The sequence below is a fragment of the Nonomuraea sp. NPDC026600 genome (assembly GCF_040638335.1).
Taxonomy (GTDB): Bacteria; Actinomycetota; Actinomycetes; order Streptosporangiales; family Streptosporangiaceae; genus Nonomuraea.
Window position 1 is genome coordinate 334,589 of record NZ_JBEZYD010000009.1, and the last position, 18,337, is coordinate 352,925.

Annotated in this window: 19 protein-coding genes; 10 read left to right on the forward strand and 9 right to left on the reverse strand. The window is 69.7% G+C overall.

Features of this window, described 5'->3' with window-relative positions:
• Positions 1-166: 166 nt before the first annotated feature.
• Positions 167-391 (reverse strand): DUF397 domain-containing protein, encoded by a 225-nt coding sequence (locus AB0F17_RS23290; RefSeq protein ID WP_358026130.1) that lies wholly within the window; start codon positions 389-391, stop codon positions 167-169.
• Positions 373-1,203, reverse strand: coding sequence for a helix-turn-helix transcriptional regulator (locus AB0F17_RS23295; protein WP_358026132.1), 831 nt, complete (start codon positions 1,201-1,203; stop codon positions 373-375). Before AB0F17_RS23295 ends, AB0F17_RS23290 begins: the two co-directional genes overlap by 19 nt.
• A 398-nt stretch (positions 1,204-1,601) precedes the next feature.
• On the opposite strand from AB0F17_RS23295, the gene AB0F17_RS23300 reads away from it, so the two are divergent.
• Both AB0F17_RS23300 and AB0F17_RS23305 read left to right on the forward strand, forming a co-directional pair.
• The gene (locus AB0F17_RS23300; RefSeq protein WP_358026134.1) at positions 1,602-1,970 is read left to right on the forward strand and encodes an ATP-binding protein; all 369 of its coding nucleotides are present in this window, start codon (positions 1,602-1,604) and stop codon (positions 1,968-1,970) included.
• A 140-nt stretch (positions 1,971-2,110) separates the two neighbouring features.
• Complete coding sequence (locus tag AB0F17_RS23305; protein WP_358026136.1) at positions 2,111-2,254, forward strand: hypothetical protein; 144 nt, start codon at positions 2,111-2,113, stop codon at positions 2,252-2,254.
• 135 nt (positions 2,255-2,389) lie between these two features.
• On the opposite strand, the gene AB0F17_RS23310 is transcribed toward AB0F17_RS23305, so the two are convergent.
• The 7 genes from AB0F17_RS23310 to AB0F17_RS23340 all read right to left on the reverse strand — a co-directional run bounded on the left by AB0F17_RS23310 (position 2,390) and on the right by AB0F17_RS23340 (position 8,322).
• The gene (locus tag AB0F17_RS23310) at positions 2,390-2,923 is read right to left on the reverse strand and encodes a 2'-5' RNA ligase family protein (protein WP_358026138.1); all 534 of its coding nucleotides are present in this window, start codon (positions 2,921-2,923) and stop codon (positions 2,390-2,392) included.
• Between the two features lie 52 nt (positions 2,924-2,975).
• Positions 2,976-3,653: a type 1 glutamine amidotransferase gene (locus AB0F17_RS23315; protein ID WP_358026140.1), complete on the reverse strand. Its 678-nt coding sequence runs from the start codon at positions 3,651-3,653 to the stop codon at positions 2,976-2,978.
• Positions 3,654-3,811: 158 nt separating this feature from the next.
• Positions 3,812-4,639 carry a bifunctional 5,10-methylenetetrahydrofolate dehydrogenase/5,10-methenyltetrahydrofolate cyclohydrolase gene (locus AB0F17_RS23320; RefSeq protein WP_358026142.1) on the reverse strand — a complete coding sequence of 276 codons (828 nt, stop codon included), beginning with the start codon at positions 4,637-4,639 and terminating at the stop codon, positions 3,812-3,814.
• A 168-nt stretch (positions 4,640-4,807) separates the two neighbouring features.
• Positions 4,808-5,413: a cyclodeaminase/cyclohydrolase family protein gene (locus tag AB0F17_RS23325; RefSeq protein ID WP_358026144.1), complete on the reverse strand. Its 606-nt coding sequence runs from the start codon at positions 5,411-5,413 to the stop codon at positions 4,808-4,810.
• Between the two features lie 34 nt (positions 5,414-5,447).
• Positions 5,448-5,942, reverse strand: a complete 495-nt coding sequence (locus tag AB0F17_RS23330) for a hypothetical protein (RefSeq protein WP_358026146.1) — start codon at positions 5,940-5,942, stop codon at positions 5,448-5,450.
• A 32-nt stretch (positions 5,943-5,974) separates the two neighbouring features.
• Positions 5,975-6,979: a LacI family DNA-binding transcriptional regulator gene (locus AB0F17_RS23335; protein WP_358026148.1), complete on the reverse strand. Its 1,005-nt coding sequence runs from the start codon at positions 6,977-6,979 to the stop codon at positions 5,975-5,977.
• A complete protein-coding gene (locus AB0F17_RS23340; RefSeq protein ID WP_358026150.1) occupies positions 6,979-8,322 on the reverse strand; it encodes a rhamnulokinase family protein in 1,344 nt (447 codons plus the stop codon). The genes AB0F17_RS23335 and AB0F17_RS23340 overlap by 1 nt, the downstream gene beginning before the upstream one ends.
• A gap of 124 nt (positions 8,323-8,446) precedes the next feature.
• On the opposite strand from AB0F17_RS23340, the gene AB0F17_RS23345 reads away from it, so the two are divergent.
• The 8 genes from AB0F17_RS23345 to AB0F17_RS23380 all read left to right on the forward strand — a co-directional run bounded on the left by AB0F17_RS23345 (position 8,447) and on the right by AB0F17_RS23380 (position 18,276).
• Positions 8,447-9,943: a sugar ABC transporter ATP-binding protein gene (locus AB0F17_RS23345; protein ID WP_358026152.1), complete on the forward strand. Its 1,497-nt coding sequence runs from the start codon at positions 8,447-8,449 to the stop codon at positions 9,941-9,943.
• Positions 9,944-9,956: 13 nt separating this feature from the next.
• Positions 9,957-10,988, forward strand: coding sequence for an ABC transporter permease (locus AB0F17_RS23350; protein ID WP_358026154.1), 1,032 nt, complete (start codon positions 9,957-9,959; stop codon positions 10,986-10,988).
• Positions 10,981-11,937 carry an ABC transporter permease gene (locus AB0F17_RS23355; RefSeq protein ID WP_358026156.1) on the forward strand — a complete coding sequence of 319 codons (957 nt, stop codon included), beginning with the start codon at positions 10,981-10,983 and terminating at the stop codon, positions 11,935-11,937. Before AB0F17_RS23350 ends, AB0F17_RS23355 begins: the two co-directional genes overlap by 8 nt.
• A complete protein-coding gene (gene rhaS / locus AB0F17_RS23360) occupies positions 11,934-13,004 on the forward strand; it encodes a rhamnose ABC transporter substrate-binding protein (protein ID WP_358026158.1) in 1,071 nt (356 codons plus the stop codon). The genes AB0F17_RS23355 and rhaS overlap by 4 nt, the downstream gene beginning before the upstream one ends.
• Positions 13,005-13,320: 316 nt before the next feature.
• On the forward strand, positions 13,321-13,632 hold the full coding sequence (locus AB0F17_RS23365; protein WP_358026160.1) for an L-rhamnose mutarotase: 312 nt from the start codon (positions 13,321-13,323) through the stop codon (positions 13,630-13,632).
• Positions 13,633-13,644: 12 nt separating this feature from the next.
• On the forward strand, positions 13,645-14,790 hold the full coding sequence (gene rhaI / locus AB0F17_RS23370) for an L-rhamnose isomerase (RefSeq protein WP_358026162.1): 1,146 nt from the start codon (positions 13,645-13,647) through the stop codon (positions 14,788-14,790).
• Positions 14,790-16,832, forward strand: coding sequence for a bifunctional aldolase/short-chain dehydrogenase (locus AB0F17_RS23375; protein ID WP_358026164.1), 2,043 nt, complete (start codon positions 14,790-14,792; stop codon positions 16,830-16,832). The genes rhaI and AB0F17_RS23375 overlap by 1 nt, the downstream gene beginning before the upstream one ends.
• Before the next feature lie 28 nt (positions 16,833-16,860).
• Positions 16,861-18,276 carry an L-fucose/L-arabinose isomerase family protein gene (locus tag AB0F17_RS23380; protein WP_358026166.1) on the forward strand — a complete coding sequence of 472 codons (1,416 nt, stop codon included), beginning with the start codon at positions 16,861-16,863 and terminating at the stop codon, positions 18,274-18,276.
• Positions 18,277-18,337 lie beyond the last annotated feature (61 nt).

The following is an 18,337-nucleotide window of genomic DNA, read 5'->3' on the forward strand; positions in this document are numbered from 1 at the left end:
CTCTGCCAGCTTGATCGTCCGTGTGTCGACCCCTGCCTTTGACGCCTGGTCGATGACGCAAAAGCGCCTGACCGACGGAAGTGGTCAGGCGCCTGCGAATGCAATATGGAAACGGCTCATACCCCTAAAGGGGATGGCAGAGTCTCGTTGCCCGAGGGCAATCAGACTATGCGTCGAACTCGCCGAGCTTGATACCGCCGAGGAAGGCTCGCCACTCGCCCGGGGTGAAGACGAGCGCAGGGCCGTTCGGGCTCTTGCTGTCACGCACGGCGACGATTCCGGGGATATTGCTGGCGACCTCGACACAGTTTCCGCCGTTGTCGCCGCTGAGGGAACTCTTCTTCCATGCCGCCCGGAGGAGGTCCGCATGGATTAGGTCTTGAGCTTCCATTGGTCTCGGGCTTCCTCGATCATCTCTAGAGACTGTCCGGGACGGTACGCCTCTGCTCGTAGTTTGTCATATCTATCCCAGATCAGCGTAACGAAGTCGTGTTCAGCCGACACCTCGCCTCTACCTGCGGAGTCCACCGATACAGCCGTGGGGCCGTCCAGTAGCTCAGCGATGATGAAGCTGGACAGCAGGCCAGCGGTACATGGGGTGTCGAAGGGGACGACTTGCACCGTCATGTAGGGGCGGTCGGCAACGGCAAGGAGATACTCCAGTTGCGCGGCCATGACTTGCGGACCCCCGACAGGGCGACGAAGCACCATCTCATCAAAGAGGACCCACAGCGTGGGCGGTGTTTCGGTGTCGAGGATGAGCTGGCGGTGCATGCGAGCGCTGACACCATCCTCAACGCTTTTGTCTGAGGTCCCCGCGAGCCCGCCTCGAAAAACGGCTCTGGCGTAGCTCTCGGCCTGGAGCAAGCCAGGGAACAGGAGAGGATCCCAGCTTCTGAGAACGCGTGCCGAGGGCTCGATCTCGTCTGTCCACCGGAGGTACCAGTCTGGCCCGGACGGAGATGTGATGCTGCGACGCAGGCGGACGAAGCGGTCGCCTGTCGCGAAAATCTGATCGCATCCTGCGGCGAAGTCGGGCTTGGGCGTCCGGTCCCCCTTCTCAACATGCGCCACAAGCGATGACGAGCACCCCAAGCGCTTGCCGAGCGCAACCTGTGTCAAATCGTGCTCTCTGCGGGTCCGCGCCAGCTCCTTTCCGAAGCGCTGAACTGGTGTTAGACGCGGATCAAGGTCGTTACCCACGACTATCCCTCACCTGTCCCCTCAGCATCTTGACGGGTGCTTGACGAAACATGACAACGAGACCCCAGCCGAAGGACTTTTTTGGGACTCGATTGTGTGCTGATTTCTTCTACAAGATAAGTCTTCACCTGGGCAGACTGAAAGTCAAAAGTTCCTGCTCGGCCTCTGGCCATGACAGGAAATGGACAGCGAAACGCTAGGGGCGGAAGCTTATTGACATACCTAGAGCGGGAGAAAATCGACATTCCCTAGAAAGGATCAAAATGTACGGAAAAGATCCCCTGTTCGGCGAGATCGCGCCGGGAGTCGCGCGATCGGTGCCGGCCGCTGTGGTGGCGGATCGGTCAAGCTCTCTTGGGCGGGGCATGGCCTGGCGGCTTCGTGATGACGCTCGGGCGGTGGGTGATGCCCGTGACCTCGTCCGGCGCGCGCTTCTGCTGCTCGGTCTGCGGTGGGATCTGGTTGACGACGCCGTTCTGATGGTCAGCGAGCTGGTCACCAACGCGGTTCTGTACGGTGACGCACCGTACGAGCTGGTGGTACGGGTCGATCCGGTCGAAGTGGTCTGCATGGTGGTCGACGCAGGAGCCGTCCGCCCGATGCTGCGGAGTACGGACACTCAAGCCGAGAACGGCCGGGGGCTGCTGATCGTGGCGGAGCTGTCGGCCGGGCTGTACGGCTGCATCCCGCAGGGGTTCGCCACGTGCCCTGGACTGGCGGGCAAGGCGACCTGGTTCGCGCTGCCTCGTACGGAGGGTCGGCGATGAGCGGGGCACAGGACCCGCTGGAGGAGTATCACGGCCTCCACGTGGCCCCTCTCCGGAGGGATCACGAGCAGCTCGCATGGATGAGCCCGGCCGCTCGGTGCGGGTGGGTTCGGGTGCGCCGGTACACGTGTAGTCGTTGCGTGCTCTGGTACGAGTTCTGCGTCGCGGGTGGGCTGGCGTTCGTCCGGCGTTCCACCGATGGCGTGATCCACGAGACGGCGTGGACGATGGCGGGCGAGGCGGAGCGGGTCTGGGGGGCGCTGCTCAGAGGTGCAGCCCGGTGAGTTCGTCGAGTAGGGCGGGTGGGACTTGAACCCACGACCCACGGATTATGAGTCCGTAGGTGAGCTGACGGTCAGGGAGCGCGAGGCCGTACGTGAGCTGACGTGCCTGTGCGGTGTCGGTGGCCTGATGTGTGCCTAGCGAGGCGAGCCCGGCGCCGTCAACGGGAAATCCTCGGCCACCTGCCAGACCGTGCCGTCGTACGCCACCAGTTGGACTGCCGCCACCCGTGCTCTGACCGGCAGCCCTCGTTCGATCGCCGTTTCGGCCTCGTCGAGGGCGGCGCCGTCGCTCTCGTACCCGATCGAAAGGTGTGGCATTACCGTTTCGTACTTGCCTCCGTACGGCCGGGCCTCGGGCCAGCGCCCGGTCACCGCGTGCGTGAGCCGGACGAATGGCTCACTGGGCACCGGCTCCAGATACAGCAACTCTGGCAGCCGCCCACACCTGGCGAACACCACCTCGAAAGGCGCATGCCCGGCGAAGAGGCCGGCCAGCGCCTCCCGGTCGACCGCGTCGAGCGGCAGGAACGGGTACATAACCGTCACATGCGCCGGCACCCCATACGCGGCGGACGGGTCGAGCGTGGCCCGCCAACGGCCCACGACCGGCTCGGCTTCCGGGATCGGTACCACCAGCGCCGTGAGCCCGGCGGGGTAGCGACTCGTCATCAAAGCTCCTTGAGCGTGGAACCCCCCGCCTGCGGTTCACGAGGGGAGGAGGTCAAACGAGCTTGGCGAAGCGGGTGGCCACCTCGCGCCAGATCGGCGTTGACACCGGCTCGTCGGCCACCGCCTGGGCATAGACCTCGTCCGGGTCGAAACCGTCGACCCGCCACTCGCGGATACGCGCCGGCAGCACCTCAGGATGGAACTGCACCCCCCAAGCCTGCTCCCCGACGCGGAACGCCTGATACGGGCAGTCCGTGGTCTGCGCCAGCCAGACGGCCCCCGGCGGCAGGGCGGTGATCGCGTCGACATGGTGCTCGATGGCGGGCACCACCTCAGGCAGGCCGTTGAAGAGCGCGTCGTCGGTGGCCTCGGGCCGCAGCGTCACGGGGAGGCTGCCGTTCTCCGGAGCGCCCGCGTCAGGGGTCACCTCGCCGCCCGCGACCTCGGCGAGCATCTGACCACCCAGGCAGATGCCGAACAGCGGCACGCCCGCCTCCAGCGCCTGCGCGACCAGGCTCCTGGCCGTGGCCAGCCACGGCGCCCGGTCGTCGTCGCTCGGCAGGAAGCCGCCGCCCAGCATGATCATGGCATCGTGCGACAATCGGGTGGGTAGCGGGGCGCCGTCGTAGGCGGGTACGACGTCCAGCCGCAGCCCGGCCTCCTCCAGCCAGCCGCCCAAGCGGCCGGGGCCGCCGCTCCTGCTGTTCTGCACGATCAGCACGTCACGCATCGACACCCTCCAGCGTCGCTATCTCGGTCGTCTGGTACGTCACGCGTCGGACATCCTTTGGGGTCGTCTGGTACGTCATGCGTCGACGTTCTCCAGGGCGCGGTTCCGGCCGTCGGGCACGTCACCTTCTGGCGTCGGCGTTTCGGTCGTCCACCCGCTCACAACAGGTCCGCTGCCTGGGCGGTGTGGCGTAGCAGGAGTGCGGTCGTCACCGGGCCGACGCCGCCCGGCACCGGCGTCAGCGCCCCGGCCCGGTCCGCGACCGCGGTGAAGTCCACGTCGCCGGCCAGGCCGCCGTCCTCGGTGGGGTTGGTGCCGACGTCGATGACGACCGCGCCGGGCGCCACGTGCTCGGCCCCGATCAGCCCGGCCCGCCCGACGGCCGCGACCAGCACCTCGGCCGTGGATGTGACGGCCGCCAGGTCGCGGGTTCGCGAATGGCAGACGGTCACTGTCGCGTTCCGGTCGAGCAGGAGGTGCGCCAGAGGCTTGCCGACCACGGTCGAACGGCCGACGACCACGGCCCGGCGGCCCGCCAGTTCGACTCCGTAGTGATCGAGCAGCGCCAGCACGGCGGCCGCGGTGGCCGGGGCGAACGCCGGCAGCCCGGCGGCCAGGCGGCCCAGGGACAGCGGGTTGGCACCGTCCACGTCCTTGGCCGGGTCGATGGCGGCGGCCAGCTCCTGCGCCGACGCGCCCGGCGGGAGCGGGGTCTGCAGCATGACGCCGTGTACGCCCGGGTCGGCGCTGAGCCGTTCGAGCCTCTCACGGATGCCGGTGGCCGTGGCGCCGGGGCCCAGGTCGGCGAGGTCGCAGGCGATGCCCACGCCTGAGGCGGCCTTGGCGATCGACCGTACGTACCAGAGGCTCGCCTCGTCGGCCGTCGCGACCACGACGGCCAGCTTCGGCTGCGGCCCGGCCGTCACCCGCGCCGCCGTCTCCGCCCTGATGGCGGCGGCCAGTTCCTTACCCGTCAGCGTCTTCACCCGTCGATCCTCTCGTACGCCCCAGCGGCCCCGTGACCATCCCCCCGCTCAGTGGCGCGCATCGGGGACGGCGCGTGTCCAAGGCCGCGCACTCGGGGGTTCGGGTCGAGGTGGCGCGCGGTGGGGTGGTGCGTGGTGGGTGGTGCGCGGCTGGGTGGCGGTTGGGGGTCACGCGGTGAGGCGTTCGCGGACGGTGGCCGTCACCCGGTCCGCTCGGGCGACGGTGGCGTCCACGTCGGCGAGGCGGGCGCGGAGCGCGTCGCGGGCCTTCTCGTCCTTGATGCCGCTCAGGTTGATCTCGACGTTCACCCGTGCGGTCGTGAGCGCGGCGCGTGCCGCGTCGGCGGCCGCCGCCACGTCCGTGATCACGTTGGGGTTGCCGATCGGCAGCAGCAGCTCGCAGAGCTCGACCAGGCGCGTGGCCGTTTCGACGACCCTGGCGGGTGGTTCGGCCGCGCCGACGAGGGCCGCGCCGATCGCCGCGCTGCGTTCCGGGCCCTTCGGCAGGCGGTAGGCGTCCGTCACCGCGGTGAAGGCCACCGCGTCCTCCTCCAGCAGCCGCAGCGCCCGGGCGCGCATCGTGTCGGTCTCGGCGATCATCGTGACGATGGCCTCGGCGTGTTCGGTGTACTTCTCCCCGGTGGTGTAGCGGGCGACCATGCCGAGCAGCGCGGCGGCCTGTGCCGCGTGCAGCGCCGCGGTGGCCCCGCCTCCCGGCGCGGGTACGTGGGCGGCGAGCTGAGCGAGGAAATCGACGATCCTGGAGTCGCGCATGGCGGCATTCTGCCAGGCCACGACCGCGCGACGGTCAATCGCGGTGGAATGGCCGAGTCGAGTCTTCCGAGCCCTGGTACGGCGGGATCACCCCGTACGCGGGCCCGGCCGGGACGGCGCGCGGTGCCGACCGCCAGCGGGACGGGAAGGCCGAGCTCACCAGCAGCAGCACGCCGAACATCAGCAGCAGCCCGGTGTAGGCCATCGTCAGGAACCCGGACCACAGTTCGTCGCCGAACATGCGATCAGGGATCAGACGAAGTCCGCTTATCTCCAGAAACGGCAAGATGCCGAACGCGGTGAACTTCAGCCCGCCCACCAGCGAGGCGACAGGCGACAGCCGCGAGCCGAGCAGGAACGCGAGCAGAACCCCCGAGCCGAGAAGCACCCCGAGCCCGACCCAGGAGACGATGAACTGCTGGTAGTTACGACTGACCTGATCGACGCCGTAGAACAGCCCGACGGCGATCAACGGAGGGAGGAGCAGTCCCGCGACCACCCCGAGCGCATGACGGGCACCATTTGGCATGATCAACCCCGTTTGTCGGTTTGCGCCACAACCTACCGCGTGGACTCCCGCACGACGAGATCCGGTTGGAACATGATCTGCTGGTGCGCGTGCGTCGCCGGGTTGTCGCACTCGTCGAGCAGCAGCTCGGTGGCCACCCGGCCGAGCTGGTACGTGGGCTGCCGGATCGAGGTCAGCGACACCGTGGAGGCCGAGGCGAAGTCGATGTCGTCGTACCCGATCAGCGACACGTCGTCGGGCACCCGTACGCCCGCCTGGAGCAGGCCGCGCAGCATGCCGAGCGCGAGCAGGTCGTTGGCGCAGAACAGCGCGTCCGGCAGCGTCCCCTCGGCGAGCAGCTTCTCGGCCGCCTGCTGGCCCGCCTTCGCCGTCATGGCGGGCATCGCGACCTCGAGCAGCTCGCGCGGGTCGCGGCCGCCCGCGGCCATCGCCTGCTCGGCGCCGCGCCTGCGGTCCTGGCACTGTCTGATCACGGCGGGTCCGGTGACGTAGCCGAGGCTGCCCGCGCCGCCCTCCAGCAGGTGCGCGACGGCCATCGAGCCGCCGGTCACGTCGTTCACGGCGACCGCGCACTGGTCGGAGCGCTCGGCCGGATGGTCGACGAGCACCACGCAGATGCCGCGCCCCCGTAGCTGCTCGAGCCGGGCCGGGTCCTCGTCCGACGGGGTGATGAGCACCCCGCGCACCCGCTGTTCGGCGAACACCAGCAGGTTGCGCTCCTCCTTCATCCGGCTGCCCGAGGAGTTGCCGAGGATGACGGCGTAGCCGCGGTCGCTCGCCACGTCCTCCACCCCGGCGGCCACGTCGGTGAAGAACGGGTTGCCGATGTCGATCACGGACAGCCCGACGGTGCGGCTGTGGCCGGCCCGCAGGGTCGACGCGGAGCCGTGCCTGACGAAGCCGAGCTCCCTGATCGTCGATTCGACGCGGATCCGGGTGGAGTCGGCCACTTTCTCCGGACGGTTGAGCACGTTGGACACCGTGCCGGGCGACACCCCGGCCCGGGCCGCGACGTCCTTGATGCTCACCGTCGTCATCATTGCCCCCGTGGCTCGTAGGTGCGCAGGCTCTCGCTTCGTCGTACCAGATCCCGCATGTCGGCCAGGTCACCGACCACGCCGCGGGCCCGCGCCTGGACCAGCGCGTTGCCCAGGGCGGCCGCCTCCACGGGGCCCGCGACGACCGGCAGGCCGGTCGCGTCGGCGGTGAGCTGGCACAGCAACGCGTTACGCGATCCGCCGCCCACCAGGTGGACGACCTCGACCGGCCGCCCGCTCAGGCGGACGGCGTCGGCGACGGCCCGCTGGTAGGCGAGGGCGAGGCTCTGCAGGATGCATCGTACGGCCTGCGCCCGATCCTCCGGAGCCGTCTGCCCGGTACGCGCGCAGTAGTCCGCGATCCGGGCGGGCATGTCACCCGGCGGCAGGAACGATGGATCGTCGGGATCGATGACGGCGTCGGTCCTGGCCTCGGCGGCGGCGGCGAGCAACGGCTCCAGCGCGGGGTTGTCCCACACGCGCAGGCACTCCTGCAGGATCCACAGGCCCATGACGTTGCGCAGGTAGCGGGTGGTGCCGTCGATGCCGGCCTCGTTGGTGAAGTTGGCCAGGCGGCTCTCCTCCGTGAGCACGGGGGCGGGCAGCTCGACTCCGACCAGGGACCAGGTGCCGCAGGAGATGTAGGCGAAGCGGTCGCCGGTGGCGGGCACGCCGACCACGGCCGAGGCGGTGTCGTGCGAGCCCACCTGGGCCAGGGAGGTGGTGTAGCCAATCTCGGCGGCCACGTCGGACCGCAGCGTCGCGACGCCACCATCCGAAATTTCGGGAAAAATCCGGCTTGGCAGCCCGAGGCGGCCGATCAGGTCCCAGGCCCAGTCCCGCTTGGTGACGTCGTACAGCCCGGTCGTCGAGGCATTGGTGCGCTCGGCCCAGCGCTCGCCGGTCAGCCAGTACCCCAGGAGGTCGGGGATCAGCAGCATCGTCTCGGCCCGGTCCAGCCGGTCGCAGGCGAGCTGGTTGACCGTGTTGAACCGGAGGAACTGCAGCCCGGTCACCTCGTAGGGATCGATCCGCTCGGTGACCTTCTCGGTGCGGCCGTCGCGGTAGTGCACCGGGTTGCCGATCAGCGCCCCGTCGCGGTCGAGCAGCCCGTAGTCGATGGCCCACGCGTCGATGCCGACCGACTCGGCGGGCCCGGCCTTGCGCAGCCCGTCGAGCAGGCCCTGGTAGAGGGAGAGGATGTCCCAGTGCAGCGTCCCGGCCACGCGTACGGGCCGGTTGAGGAAGCGATGTTCCTCCACCAGCCGCACGCTGTCGGCTGACACGTCGGCACTCATGACTCGCCCGCTGGAGGCGCCAAGGTCCACGGCAGTGAATCGCACCCCCCGATTAAAACGTAACAATCACAAAGACGCCAGAAGACGGGTGAAGGCATTGACGCCCGCTGGTCCAGCGCTTAGATTCCGGGTTCGTCGCGATTAAAACGTTTGTTGTCCGGAGGGATGCATGAGTGTCACCCCCACACTCGCGCTCGCGAACGTCAGCAAGTCGTTCGGAGCGGTCAGAGCGCTGCGTGAGGTCTCACTCGACCTGTTCGCCGGTGAGGCGCACGCCCTGGCGGGAGAGAACGGCGCGGGCAAGTCGACCCTCGTCAAGACCCTCGCCGGTGTCCACCGGCCCGACACCGGCCAGGTGCTGCTGAACGGCGAGCCGGTCGTCTTCGCGGGACCGGCCGACGCCCAGCAGGCCGGGGTGGCCGTCATCTACCAGGAGCCGACGCTCTTCCCGGACCTGTCCGTCGCCGAGAACATCTTCATGGGCCGCCAACCCCGCCGCGGCCTTGGCCGCATCGACCGCAAGGCGATGCACGGCCAGGCGCGGGAGCTGTTCGAACGGCTCGGCGTCGCCCTCGACCCCGAGCAGCCGTCGCGCGGCCTGTCCATCGCCGACCAGCAGCTCGTCGAGATCGCCAAGGCCCTCTCCCGCGACGCCCGCGTCCTGATCATGGACGAGCCGACGGCCGCGCTGTCCGGCAACGAGGTGGCGCGGCTGTTCTCGGTGGTCGAGGCGCTGCGCGAGCACGGCTGCGCGATCCTGTTCATCTCCCACCGGCTGGACGAGATCTTCTCGCTCTGCCAGCGGGTCACGACGCTGCGCGACGGCGCGTGGATCGCCAGCGAGCCCGTCTCGGGGCTCACCCACGACGACCTGGTACGCCGCATGGTGGGCCGCGAGCTCGGCGCGCTCTACCCCAAGCAGGAGGCCCCGCTCGGCGAGGTCGCGCTCCAGGTGGAGCGGCTGACCCGCGAGGGCGTCTTCACCGACGTCTCCTTCCAGGTACGGCGGGGCGAGATCGTCGCGCTCGCCGGGCTGGTGGGCGCCGGGCGCAGCGAGGTGGCCAGGGCGGTCTTCGGCGTGGACCGCTGGGACGCGGGCTCGGTGTCCGTCGACGGCCGGCGGCTGCCCGCCGGGAGCCCGACGGCGGCGATGGGCGCGGGCCTGGCCCTGGTGCCGGAGGACCGCCGCCAGCAGGGGCTGGTCATGGAGCTGTCGATCGAGCGCAACATCGGCCTGACCGGGCTGCGCTCGCTGCGCAGGGGCGTGACGATCTCGCGGCAGGCCGAGCGCGACCGGGCCAAGGACTGGGCGGTGCGGTTGCGGCTGAAGTTCGCGCGGCTCAGTGACGGGGTGGGCGTGCTGTCCGGCGGCAACCAGCAGAAGGTCGTGCTGGCCAAGTGGCTGGCCACGAAGCCGTCCGTGCTGATCGTGGACGAGCCGACCCGCGGCATCGACGTCGGCACCAAGGCGGAGGTCCACCGGCTGCTGTCGGAACTGGCCGGGCAGGGCATCGCGGTGCTCATGATCTCCTCCGACCTGCCGGAGGTGCTGGGCATGGCCGACCGGGTGCTGGTCATGCACGAGGGACGGCTGACCGCCGAGATCGCGCGCGCCGACGCGACCGAGGAGAGCGTGATGAACGCCGCCACCGGGAGGGCCGCATGACTGGGGGAGTCGCATGACGACCGCCACCGCGCCGCCCGAGCAGACGACGTCGGCGCGCAGCGCTCGCGGGCTCGTCGACCTGGTGTTCCGCGCCCGCGAGCTGAGCCTGGTCATCGCGCTGGCCGCGCTCGTCGGCGTCACGGCCAGCGTCAACGGTAACTTCCTGTCCGGGCAGGGCATCGAGGACATCCTGCTCAACACCGCCATCCTCGCGCTGCTGGCCGTCGGCCAGTCCCTGGTGGTGATCACCCGCAACCTCGACCTGTCCGTCGGCTCCGTGGTCGGCCTGGTCGCCTTCGTGACTGGCGACCTGCTGGCGAGCGGCTGGGGCATCGTGCCGGGCGTCCTGCTCGGTGTGGCGATCGGCGCGGCCTGCGGGCTGCTCAACGGGCTGCTGGTCAGCTTCTGCCGGGTGCCCGCCCTTGTGGTGACGCTCGGCACGCTGTACGTGATCCAGGGCGTCGATCACTACATCGCCCACGGCCGGCAGATCAACGCGGTCAACCTGCCGCCGGGGCTGCTGTCGCTGGGCAACGGCTCCGTGTTCGGGGTGCCGTACCTGCCGCTCATCACCCTGGTGATCATGGTGGCGATCGGCTACTACCTGCGGTCGTACCCGAGCGGCCGGGAGTTCTACGCCATCGGCTCCAGCCCTGAGGCCGCCCGGCTGGCGGGCGTGCCCGTCAGGCGGCGGATCCTGGTCGCCTACCTGGTCAGCGGCTGCCTCGCGGGGCTGGCGGGGGTGCTCTGGCTGGCCAGGTTCGGGACGGTCATCGCCGACTCCGCGCACGGCTGGGAGCTGCTCGTGGTCAGCGCGGTCGTGGTCGGCGGCGTCGCGATCACCGGCGGCGTCGGCAGCGTGTACGGCGCGGCGCTCGGCGCGCTGCTGCTCACCACGATCGGCAGCGCGCTGGTCGTGCTCCGGGTCAACCCGTTCTGGCAGCAGGCCATCACCGGCGCGCTGCTCCTGCTGGCCATCAGCGTCGACCGGGTGCTCGCCCTCAGACTGGCCCGTCTGCTCAGGAACAGGAGCCGCCATGGCTAAGGTCTTGCGCTGGGACGTGCTGGTCGGCGCGCTGCTGATCGCCGTGTTCGCCGCGGGCTCGCTCACCTCGCCGAGCTTCGCGACCGTCGACAACCTGTCGTTCGCGCTCGGCGACCTGGACGAGATCGCGCTCATCGCGCTGGCCATGACCATGCTGGTCGTGGCCGCCGAGGTGGACCTGTCGGTCGCCTCCGTGCTCGGGCTGTCGAGCGCGCTGGTCGGCTCGCTCTGGGACGGCGGCATGGCCATCGAGGCGATCATCCCGCTCGCCGTACTGACCGGGGCCGTGTGCGGGCTGGTCAACGGGTTGCTGGTGACCCGGCTCGGGCTGCCGTCGCTGGCCGTCACGATCGGCACGCTCGCCCTCTATCGCGGCCTCGCCTACGTCGTGCTCGGGGACCGGGCGATCGCCCAGTTCCCGCCGGACTACGCCGCGCTCGCCCTGAACGACGTGCCGGGGACGCCCATCCCGTACCCGATAGCCCTGTTCGTCCTGCTGGCCGCCATCGTCGGCGTGGTCCTGCACGCCACCGGCTTCGGCCGGGCGCTGTACGCGATCGGCGCGCAGGAGCAGGCCGCGTTCTTCGCCGGGATCCGCGTCAAGCGCGTCAAACTGCTGCTCTTCGTGATCTCCGGCACCGTCGCCGGCTTCGCCGGCGTCGTCTTCACGCTCAGGTACGGCTCCGCCCGGGCCGACAACGGCGTGGGCATCGAACTCGCCGTCATCGCCGCCGTGCTCCTCGGCGGCGTCGACTTCGACGGCGGCAAGGGCACGCTCGGCGGCGTCATCGCCGGTGTGCTGCTCATCGGGCTGCTGCGCAACCTGCTCATGCTCGGCGACGTCTCGACCGAGATCCAGTCGATCGTCACCGGGCTGCTCCTCATCGTCTCGGTGCTCACGCCCCGTCTCGTCTCGCTCGTCAGGCCAGCTCTGAAAGGATCCTCATGACCCCGATGCGCCTGACCGCTGTGACCGCACTCCTTGCTCTTGGCGTAGCGGCTTGCAGCGGCACGACCAAGTCCACCGTGGCCTCGGCGCCCGCGCCGGCGCCCGCCTCCTCGTCGGCCGCCAAGGCCGACCCGAACGCCCCGATCAAGCAGGGGCTGAAGATCGCCTTCCTGCCCAAGGCGATCAACAACCCCTACGAGACGATCGTCGACAACGCGGGCATCGAGGCGGCCAAGGAGTACCAGGGCGAGGCCAAGGAGGTCGGCCCGTCCGACGCGTCGGCCTCGTCGCAGATCTCCTACATCAACACCCTCACCCAGCAGGGCCACGACGCGATCCTCATCGCCGCCAACGACGCCAACGCCGTCTGCGGGCCGCTCCAGCAGGCCCGCGCCAAGGGCATCAAGATCGTCGCGTACGACTCGGACGCCGCGCCGGAGTGCCGCGACCTGTTCATCAACCAGGCCAGCTCGGAGGAGGTCGGCCGCAGCCAGGTCAAGCTGCTGGCCGGGATGATCGGCAACAAGGGCGACATCGCCATCCTGTCGGCCACCGCGAACGCCACGAACCAGAACACCTGGATCACGTTCATGAAGGACGAGCTGGGCAAGCCCGAATACAAGGACATGAAGCTCGTCAAGGTGGCCTACGGCGACGACGACGACCAGAAGTCGTTCACCCAGACGCAGGGGCTGATGCAGGCCTATCCCAACCTGAAGGGGATCATCTCCCCGACCACGGTCGGCATCTCGGCGGCGGCCCGGTACATCTCCGGCTCCAAGTACAAGGGCAAAGTCGTGCTCACCGGGCTCGGCACACCGAACCAGATGCGGCAGTTCGTCAAGGACAAGACCGTGGCGAAGTTCGCGCTGTGGAACCCGAAGGACCTCGGCTACCTGGCCTCCTACGCCGCCGCGGCGCTGGTGTCGGGGCAGATCACGGGGGCTGAGGGGGAGACGTTCAAGGCGGGCAAGCTGGGCGAGCGCACGATCGGCAAGCAGGGCGAGGTGATCCTTGGTCCGCCGTTCACTTTCGACGCGTCGAACATCGACGGATTCGATTATTAAACAAGCTCTTGTTTCTTTACGGCACAGCCAAGTGGGCCCCAACCGCCTTACGGGGCTGGGGTCTGTCCAGGGGCACGCTCCTCCGGTGGAGGTGGTCGGGCGCCGTGACGTGCGCATTCTTGGCCGTGTTCCGTGAACCAGGTTCGGCGCCGTCATGGGCGCCGGGCCCGGCCGCACGTCGTCCCGCCGACGCGGCGCCTGGAGAAGCGCCTGAGAGGCGCTGAAGAGGCGCCTGGAGAGGCGCCTGGAGAAGCGCCTGGAGAAGCGCCTAGAGAGGCGTCCAGAGCGGTGGCGGGTCAGTTGAGAGGAGGTTGGTGTGGAGCGGGTTTGTTTTCTGTTGCGAGTGCGGCCCGAGCGGCTCGATGAGTACAAGGAGCGGCACCGGGCCGTCTGGCCCGAGATGCTCGATGCGCTGACGAAGACCGGGTGGCGTAACTACTCGCTGTTCCTTAGTGAGGACGGTCTGCTGGTGGGTTACCTGGAGACCGATGACTTCGCGGCGGCTCAGCAGGCGATGGCCGAGACCGATGTCAACAGCCGCTGGCAGGCGGAGATGGCTCCTTTCTTCGAGGCCGGACGGCCCGACGAGGGGCTGTTCACGCTGGCCGAAGTTTTCCATCTGGATTGAAATCGGGGAAAAATGATCAAGGATCAGCTGCGGCAGCAGCGCATAGAGACGCCCTCCTGGGCGTACGGCAATTCCGGCACGCGGTTCAAGGTGTTCGCCCAGCAGGGCGTACCGCGCGACCCCTACGAGAAGCTGGCCGACGCGGCGCAGGTGCACCGCTACACCGGCGTCGCGCCGACCGTGGCGCTGCACATCCCGTGGGACAGGGTCGACGACTACGCGGACCTCGCGCGGCACGCGACCGAGCAGGGCGTGACCATCGGGGCGATCAACTCCAACGTGTTCCAGGACAACGACTACATGCTCGGCAGCGTCACCCACCCCGATCCCGAGGTGCGGCGCAAGGCGCTGCGGCATCTGCTTGACTGCGTCGACATCATGGACGCCACCGGGTCGGACACGCTCAAGCTGTGGTTCTCCGACGGCACCAACTACCCGGGCCAGGACGACATCAGGGCCCGGCAGGACCGGCTCGCCGAAGCACTCGCCGCGGTCTACGAGCGGCTCGGTGAGGAGCAGCGGTTCCTGCTGGAGTACAAGCTGTTCGAGCCCGCCTTCTACATGACCGACCTGCCCGACTGGGGCACCGCCTACGCGCACTGCCTCAAGCTCGGCCCGAAGGCGCAGGTCGTGGTCGACACCGGGCACCACGCGCCCGGCACCAACATCGAGTTCATCGTGGCGTTCCTGCTGCGCGAGGGGAAGCTCGGCGGGTTCGACTTCAACTCGCGCTTCTACGCCGACGACGACCTGATGGTGGGCGCGGCCGACCCGTTCCAGTTGTTCCGCATCATGTTCGAGGTCATCGGCGGCGGTGGGTACACCCACGAGACGGCCTTCATGCTCGACCAGTGCCACAACATCGAGCCCAAGATCCCCGGTCAGATCCGCTCGGTGATGAACGTGCAGGAGGCCACCGCCAAGGCGCTGCTCGTCGACCGCGACGCGCTGGCCGTCACCCAGCGGGAGGGCGACGTACTGGGCGCCAACGCCGTCCTGATGGACGCCTACAACACCGATGTCCGCCCGCTGCTCGGTGAGCTGCGGGAGGAGATGGGGCTCGCGCCCGACCCGATGGCGGCCTACGCCAAGTCCGGATACTTCGAGAAGATCGCCGCCGACCGTGTCGGCGGCAACCAGGCAGGCTGGGGGGCCTGATGTCGAACGCCAAGAACGAACTGCTCGAAAGAGCGCACACGCTCGGCTCCGATCCACGCAACACCAACTACGCGGGCGGCAACGCCTCCGCCAAGGGCAGCGAGAACGACCCGGTGACGGGTCAGGACGTCGAACTGCTCTGGGTGAAGGGCTCCGGCGGCGACCTGGGCACGCTCACCGCCGGCGGCCTGGCCGTCCTGCGGCTGGACCGGTTCAGGGCGCTGACCGGCGTCTACCCGGGCGCGGAGCACGAGGACGAGATGGTGGCGGCCTTCGACTTCTGCCTGCACGGCAAGGGCGGCGCCGCACCCTCGATCGACACCGCCATGCACGCCTTGGTCGACTCCGCCCACGTCGACCACCTCCACCCCGACTCCGGCATCGCGATCGCCACCGCCGCCGACGGCCCCGAGCTGACCGCGCGGGTCTTCGGTGACCGGGTCGTCTGGGTGCCGTGGCGGCGCCCCGGCTTCCAGCTCGGCCTCGACATCTCCGCCATCAAGGCCGCGAACCCGCAGGCCATCGGCTGCATCCTCGGCGGCCACGGCATCACCGCCTGGGGCGAGACGAGCGCCGAGTGCCAGGCGAACTCCCTGGAGATCATCCGTACCGCCGAGCAGTACATCGCCGACCACGGCCGCCCCGACCCGTTCGGCCCCGTCGTCCACGAACCCCTGCCCGAGGAGGTCAGGCACCGCCGCGCGGCCGAGCTCTTCCCCGCGATCCGCGGCCTTGCGAGCACCGACGCCCGCCAGGTCGGCCACTACACCGACTCGCCGGAGGTGCTCGACTTCCTGGCCCGCGCCGAGCACCCCAGGCTCGCCGCACTGGGCACCTCCTGCCCGGACCACTTCCTGCGCACCAAGGTCGCCCCTCTCGTCCTGGACCTGCCGCCGGACGCGCCGCTCGCGGACGTCCTGACCCGGCTGGGCGAGCTGCACACCCGGTACCGCGCGGACTACGCCGCCTACTACCAGCGCCACGCGGCCCCCGACTCGCCCCCGATGCGCGGCGCCGACCCGGCGATCGTGCTGGTGCCCGGGGTCGGCATGTTCAGCTTCGGCAAGGACAAGCAGACCGCCCGGGTCGCCGGTGAGTTCTACGTCAACGCGATCAACGTGATGCGCGGCGCCGAGGCGCTGTCCAGCTACCGGCCGATCGAGGAGTCGGAGAAGTTCCGCATCGAGTACTGGGAGCTGGAGGAGGCCAAGCTGCGCCGCCTGCCCGCGCCCAAGCCGCTGGCCGGGCGCATCGCGCTGGTCACCGGCGGCGGCTCCGGCATCGGCGCCGCCACCGCCAGGCGCCTGGCCGCCGAGGGCGCGTGCGTGGTGGTCGCCGACCGCGACCTCGCCGCCGCCGACAAGGTCGCCGCCGAGCTCGGCGGCGCCGCGTACCGCTCGCAGGACGTCGCGATCGCCGTACGCGTAGACGTGACGTCCGAGGAGCAGATCACCGACGCGGTACGCCAGGCGGTCCTCGCCTTCGGCGGCGTCGACCTGGTCGTCAACAACGCGGGCCTGTCCCTGTCGCGCTCGCTGCTGGAGACCACGCTCGACGACTGGAACCTGCAGCACGACGTCATGGCCCGCGGCTCCTTCCTGGTCTCCAGGGAGGCCGCGCGGGTCCTGCTGAGCCAGGACATGGGCGGCGACCTCGTCTACATCTCCTCCAAGAACGCCGTCTTCGCCGGGCCGAACAACGTCGCCTACGGCGCGGCCAAGGCCGACCAGGCCCACCAGGTACGGCTCCTCGCGGCCGAGCTGGGCCCGCACGGCATCCGGGTCAACGGCGTCAACCCCGACGGCGTCGTACGCGGCTCCGGGATCTTCGCCTCCGGCTGGGGCGCCAACCGGGCGGCCGTGTACGGGGTCGAGGAGGAGCGCCTGGGCGAGTTCTACGCCCAGCGCACGCTGCTCAAGCAGGAGGTGCTGCCGGAGCACGTGGCCGCGGCCGTGTTCGCGCTCACCGGCGGCGACCTGTCGCTGACCACCGGGCTGCACATCCCGGTCGACGCCGGAGTGGCCGCCGCCTTCCTCCGCTGACCCCCGTACCCGAAGAGGAGACCAAGACATGACGCTCGACCGGATACCCGCACGGCCCACCAGGGTCGGACTCGTCGCGGGCGGGCTCGGCGCGTACTGGCCGCAGTTCCCCGACCTGCTGCCGCAGCTGGAGCGTTCGTCCGCGCGAGTCTCCGAACGCATGGGCACACTCGGCTGCGAAGTGGTCGACGTCGGCTTCATCTCCGACGCCCAGCAGGGCGCGGCCGCCGCGGAACGGCTGCGGGAGGCGGGCTGCGACCTGATCGTCGGCTTTCTCACCACCTACATGACCGCCACCATGCTGCTCCCGATCGCGCAGCGCAGCGGCGCGCCGGTGCTGCTGATCAACCTGCAGCCGTCGGAGTCGATGGACCACGAGACGTTCGACACCGGGCAGTGGCTGGCCTACTGCGGCGCGTGCCCGCTGCCGGAGATGGCCAACACGTTCACCAGGGCCGGGATCCCGTTCCGTTCCGTGTCCGGCTACCTGGAGGACGAGCGGGCCTGGGCGCGGATCGAGCGGTGGGTGAAGGCGGCGGGCGTGCGGGCCACGCTGCGCGACGGGCGGCACGGGCTCATGGGCCACCTGTACCCGGGCATGCTCGACGTCGCCACCGACCTCACGCTGGTGCCGGTCAACCTGGGCGGGCACGTGGAGGTGCTGGAGTTCGACGACCTGCGCGTACGGGTGGAGAAGGTCACCGACACCCAGGTCAAGGAGCGGATGGAGCTCGCGCGGGAGGTGTTCGAGCTGGCCGACACGGTCGTGCCCGAGGACTTCGAGTGGGCGGCGCGCGTGTCGGCCGGGCTGGACCAGCTGGTGGCCGACTTCGAGCTCGACAGCCTGGCCTACTACCACCGAGGGCTCGACGGCGAGATCCACGAACGGCTCGGCGCGGGCATGATCCTCGGCTCGTCGCTGCTCACCGCCCGGGGCGTCCCGGCGGCGGGGGAGTACGAGCTGCGGACCTCGCTGGCCATGCTGATCATGGATCGGCTGGGCGGCGGCGGCTCGTTCACCGAGCTGCAGGCGCTCGACTTCCTGCGCGGTCATGTCGAGATGGGCCACGACGGGCCGGCCCACTTGGCGATCAGCTCGCGCAAGCCGCTGCTGCGCGGCCTGGGCGTCTTCCACGGCAAGCGTGGGTGGGGCGTGTCGGTCGAGTTCGACGTCGCGCACGGGCCGGTGACGGCGTTCGGGCTGCTCCAGCGGCGGGACGGCCGGTTCGGCTTCGTCGTGTCGGAGGGGGAGACCGTGGACGGGCCGCACCTCAAGATCGGCAACACGACGTCCCGCGTCGACTTCGGCCGCGATCCCGGGGAGTGGACGGACGAGTGGAGCGCCACCGGCATCTCCCACCACTGGTCCCTCGGCATCGGCCACCGGGCCGCTGAGCTGCGTGCCTTGGCGGACCTCATGGGAGTGGAGCTGATCGAGGTCTGACCGTTTCTCTGAGGCGGCCGTGAATCTCAGAGGTGGCTGTGAACCCGCCCCTTGGGCCTTT

Excerpts from the sequence above, each read along its gene's own strand:
- AB0F17_RS23290 (WP_358026130.1), bottom strand. The coding sequence starts at position 391 with ATGGAAGCTCAAGACCTAATCCATGCGGACCTCCTCCGGGCGGCATGG.
- AB0F17_RS23310 (WP_358026138.1), bottom strand. The coding sequence starts at position 2,923 with ATGACGAGTCGCTACCCCGCCGGGCTCACGGCGCTGGTGGTACCGATC.
- AB0F17_RS23315 (WP_358026140.1), bottom strand. The coding sequence starts at position 3,653 with ATGCGTGACGTGCTGATCGTGCAGAACAGCAGGAGCGGCGGCCCCGGC.
- AB0F17_RS23325 (WP_358026144.1), bottom strand. The coding sequence starts at position 5,413 with ATGCGCGACTCCAGGATCGTCGATTTCCTCGCTCAGCTCGCCGCCCAC.
- AB0F17_RS23330 (WP_358026146.1), bottom strand. The coding sequence starts at position 5,942 with ATGCCAAATGGTGCCCGTCATGCGCTCGGGGTGGTCGCGGGACTGCTC.
- AB0F17_RS23335 (WP_358026148.1), bottom strand. The coding sequence starts at position 6,979 with ATGACGACGGTGAGCATCAAGGACGTCGCGGCCCGGGCCGGGGTGTCG.
- AB0F17_RS23345 (WP_358026152.1), top strand. The coding sequence starts at position 8,447 with ATGAGTGTCACCCCCACACTCGCGCTCGCGAACGTCAGCAAGTCGTTC.
- AB0F17_RS23350 (WP_358026154.1), top strand. The coding sequence starts at position 9,957 with ATGACGACCGCCACCGCGCCGCCCGAGCAGACGACGTCGGCGCGCAGC.
- AB0F17_RS23355 (WP_358026156.1), top strand. The coding sequence starts at position 10,981 with ATGGCTAAGGTCTTGCGCTGGGACGTGCTGGTCGGCGCGCTGCTGATC.
- rhaS (WP_358026158.1), top strand. The coding sequence starts at position 11,934 with ATGACCCCGATGCGCCTGACCGCTGTGACCGCACTCCTTGCTCTTGGC.
- rhaI (WP_358026162.1), top strand. The coding sequence starts at position 13,645 with ATGATCAAGGATCAGCTGCGGCAGCAGCGCATAGAGACGCCCTCCTGG.
- AB0F17_RS23375 (WP_358026164.1), top strand. The coding sequence starts at position 14,790 with ATGTCGAACGCCAAGAACGAACTGCTCGAAAGAGCGCACACGCTCGGC.
- AB0F17_RS23380 (WP_358026166.1), top strand. The coding sequence starts at position 16,861 with ATGACGCTCGACCGGATACCCGCACGGCCCACCAGGGTCGGACTCGTC.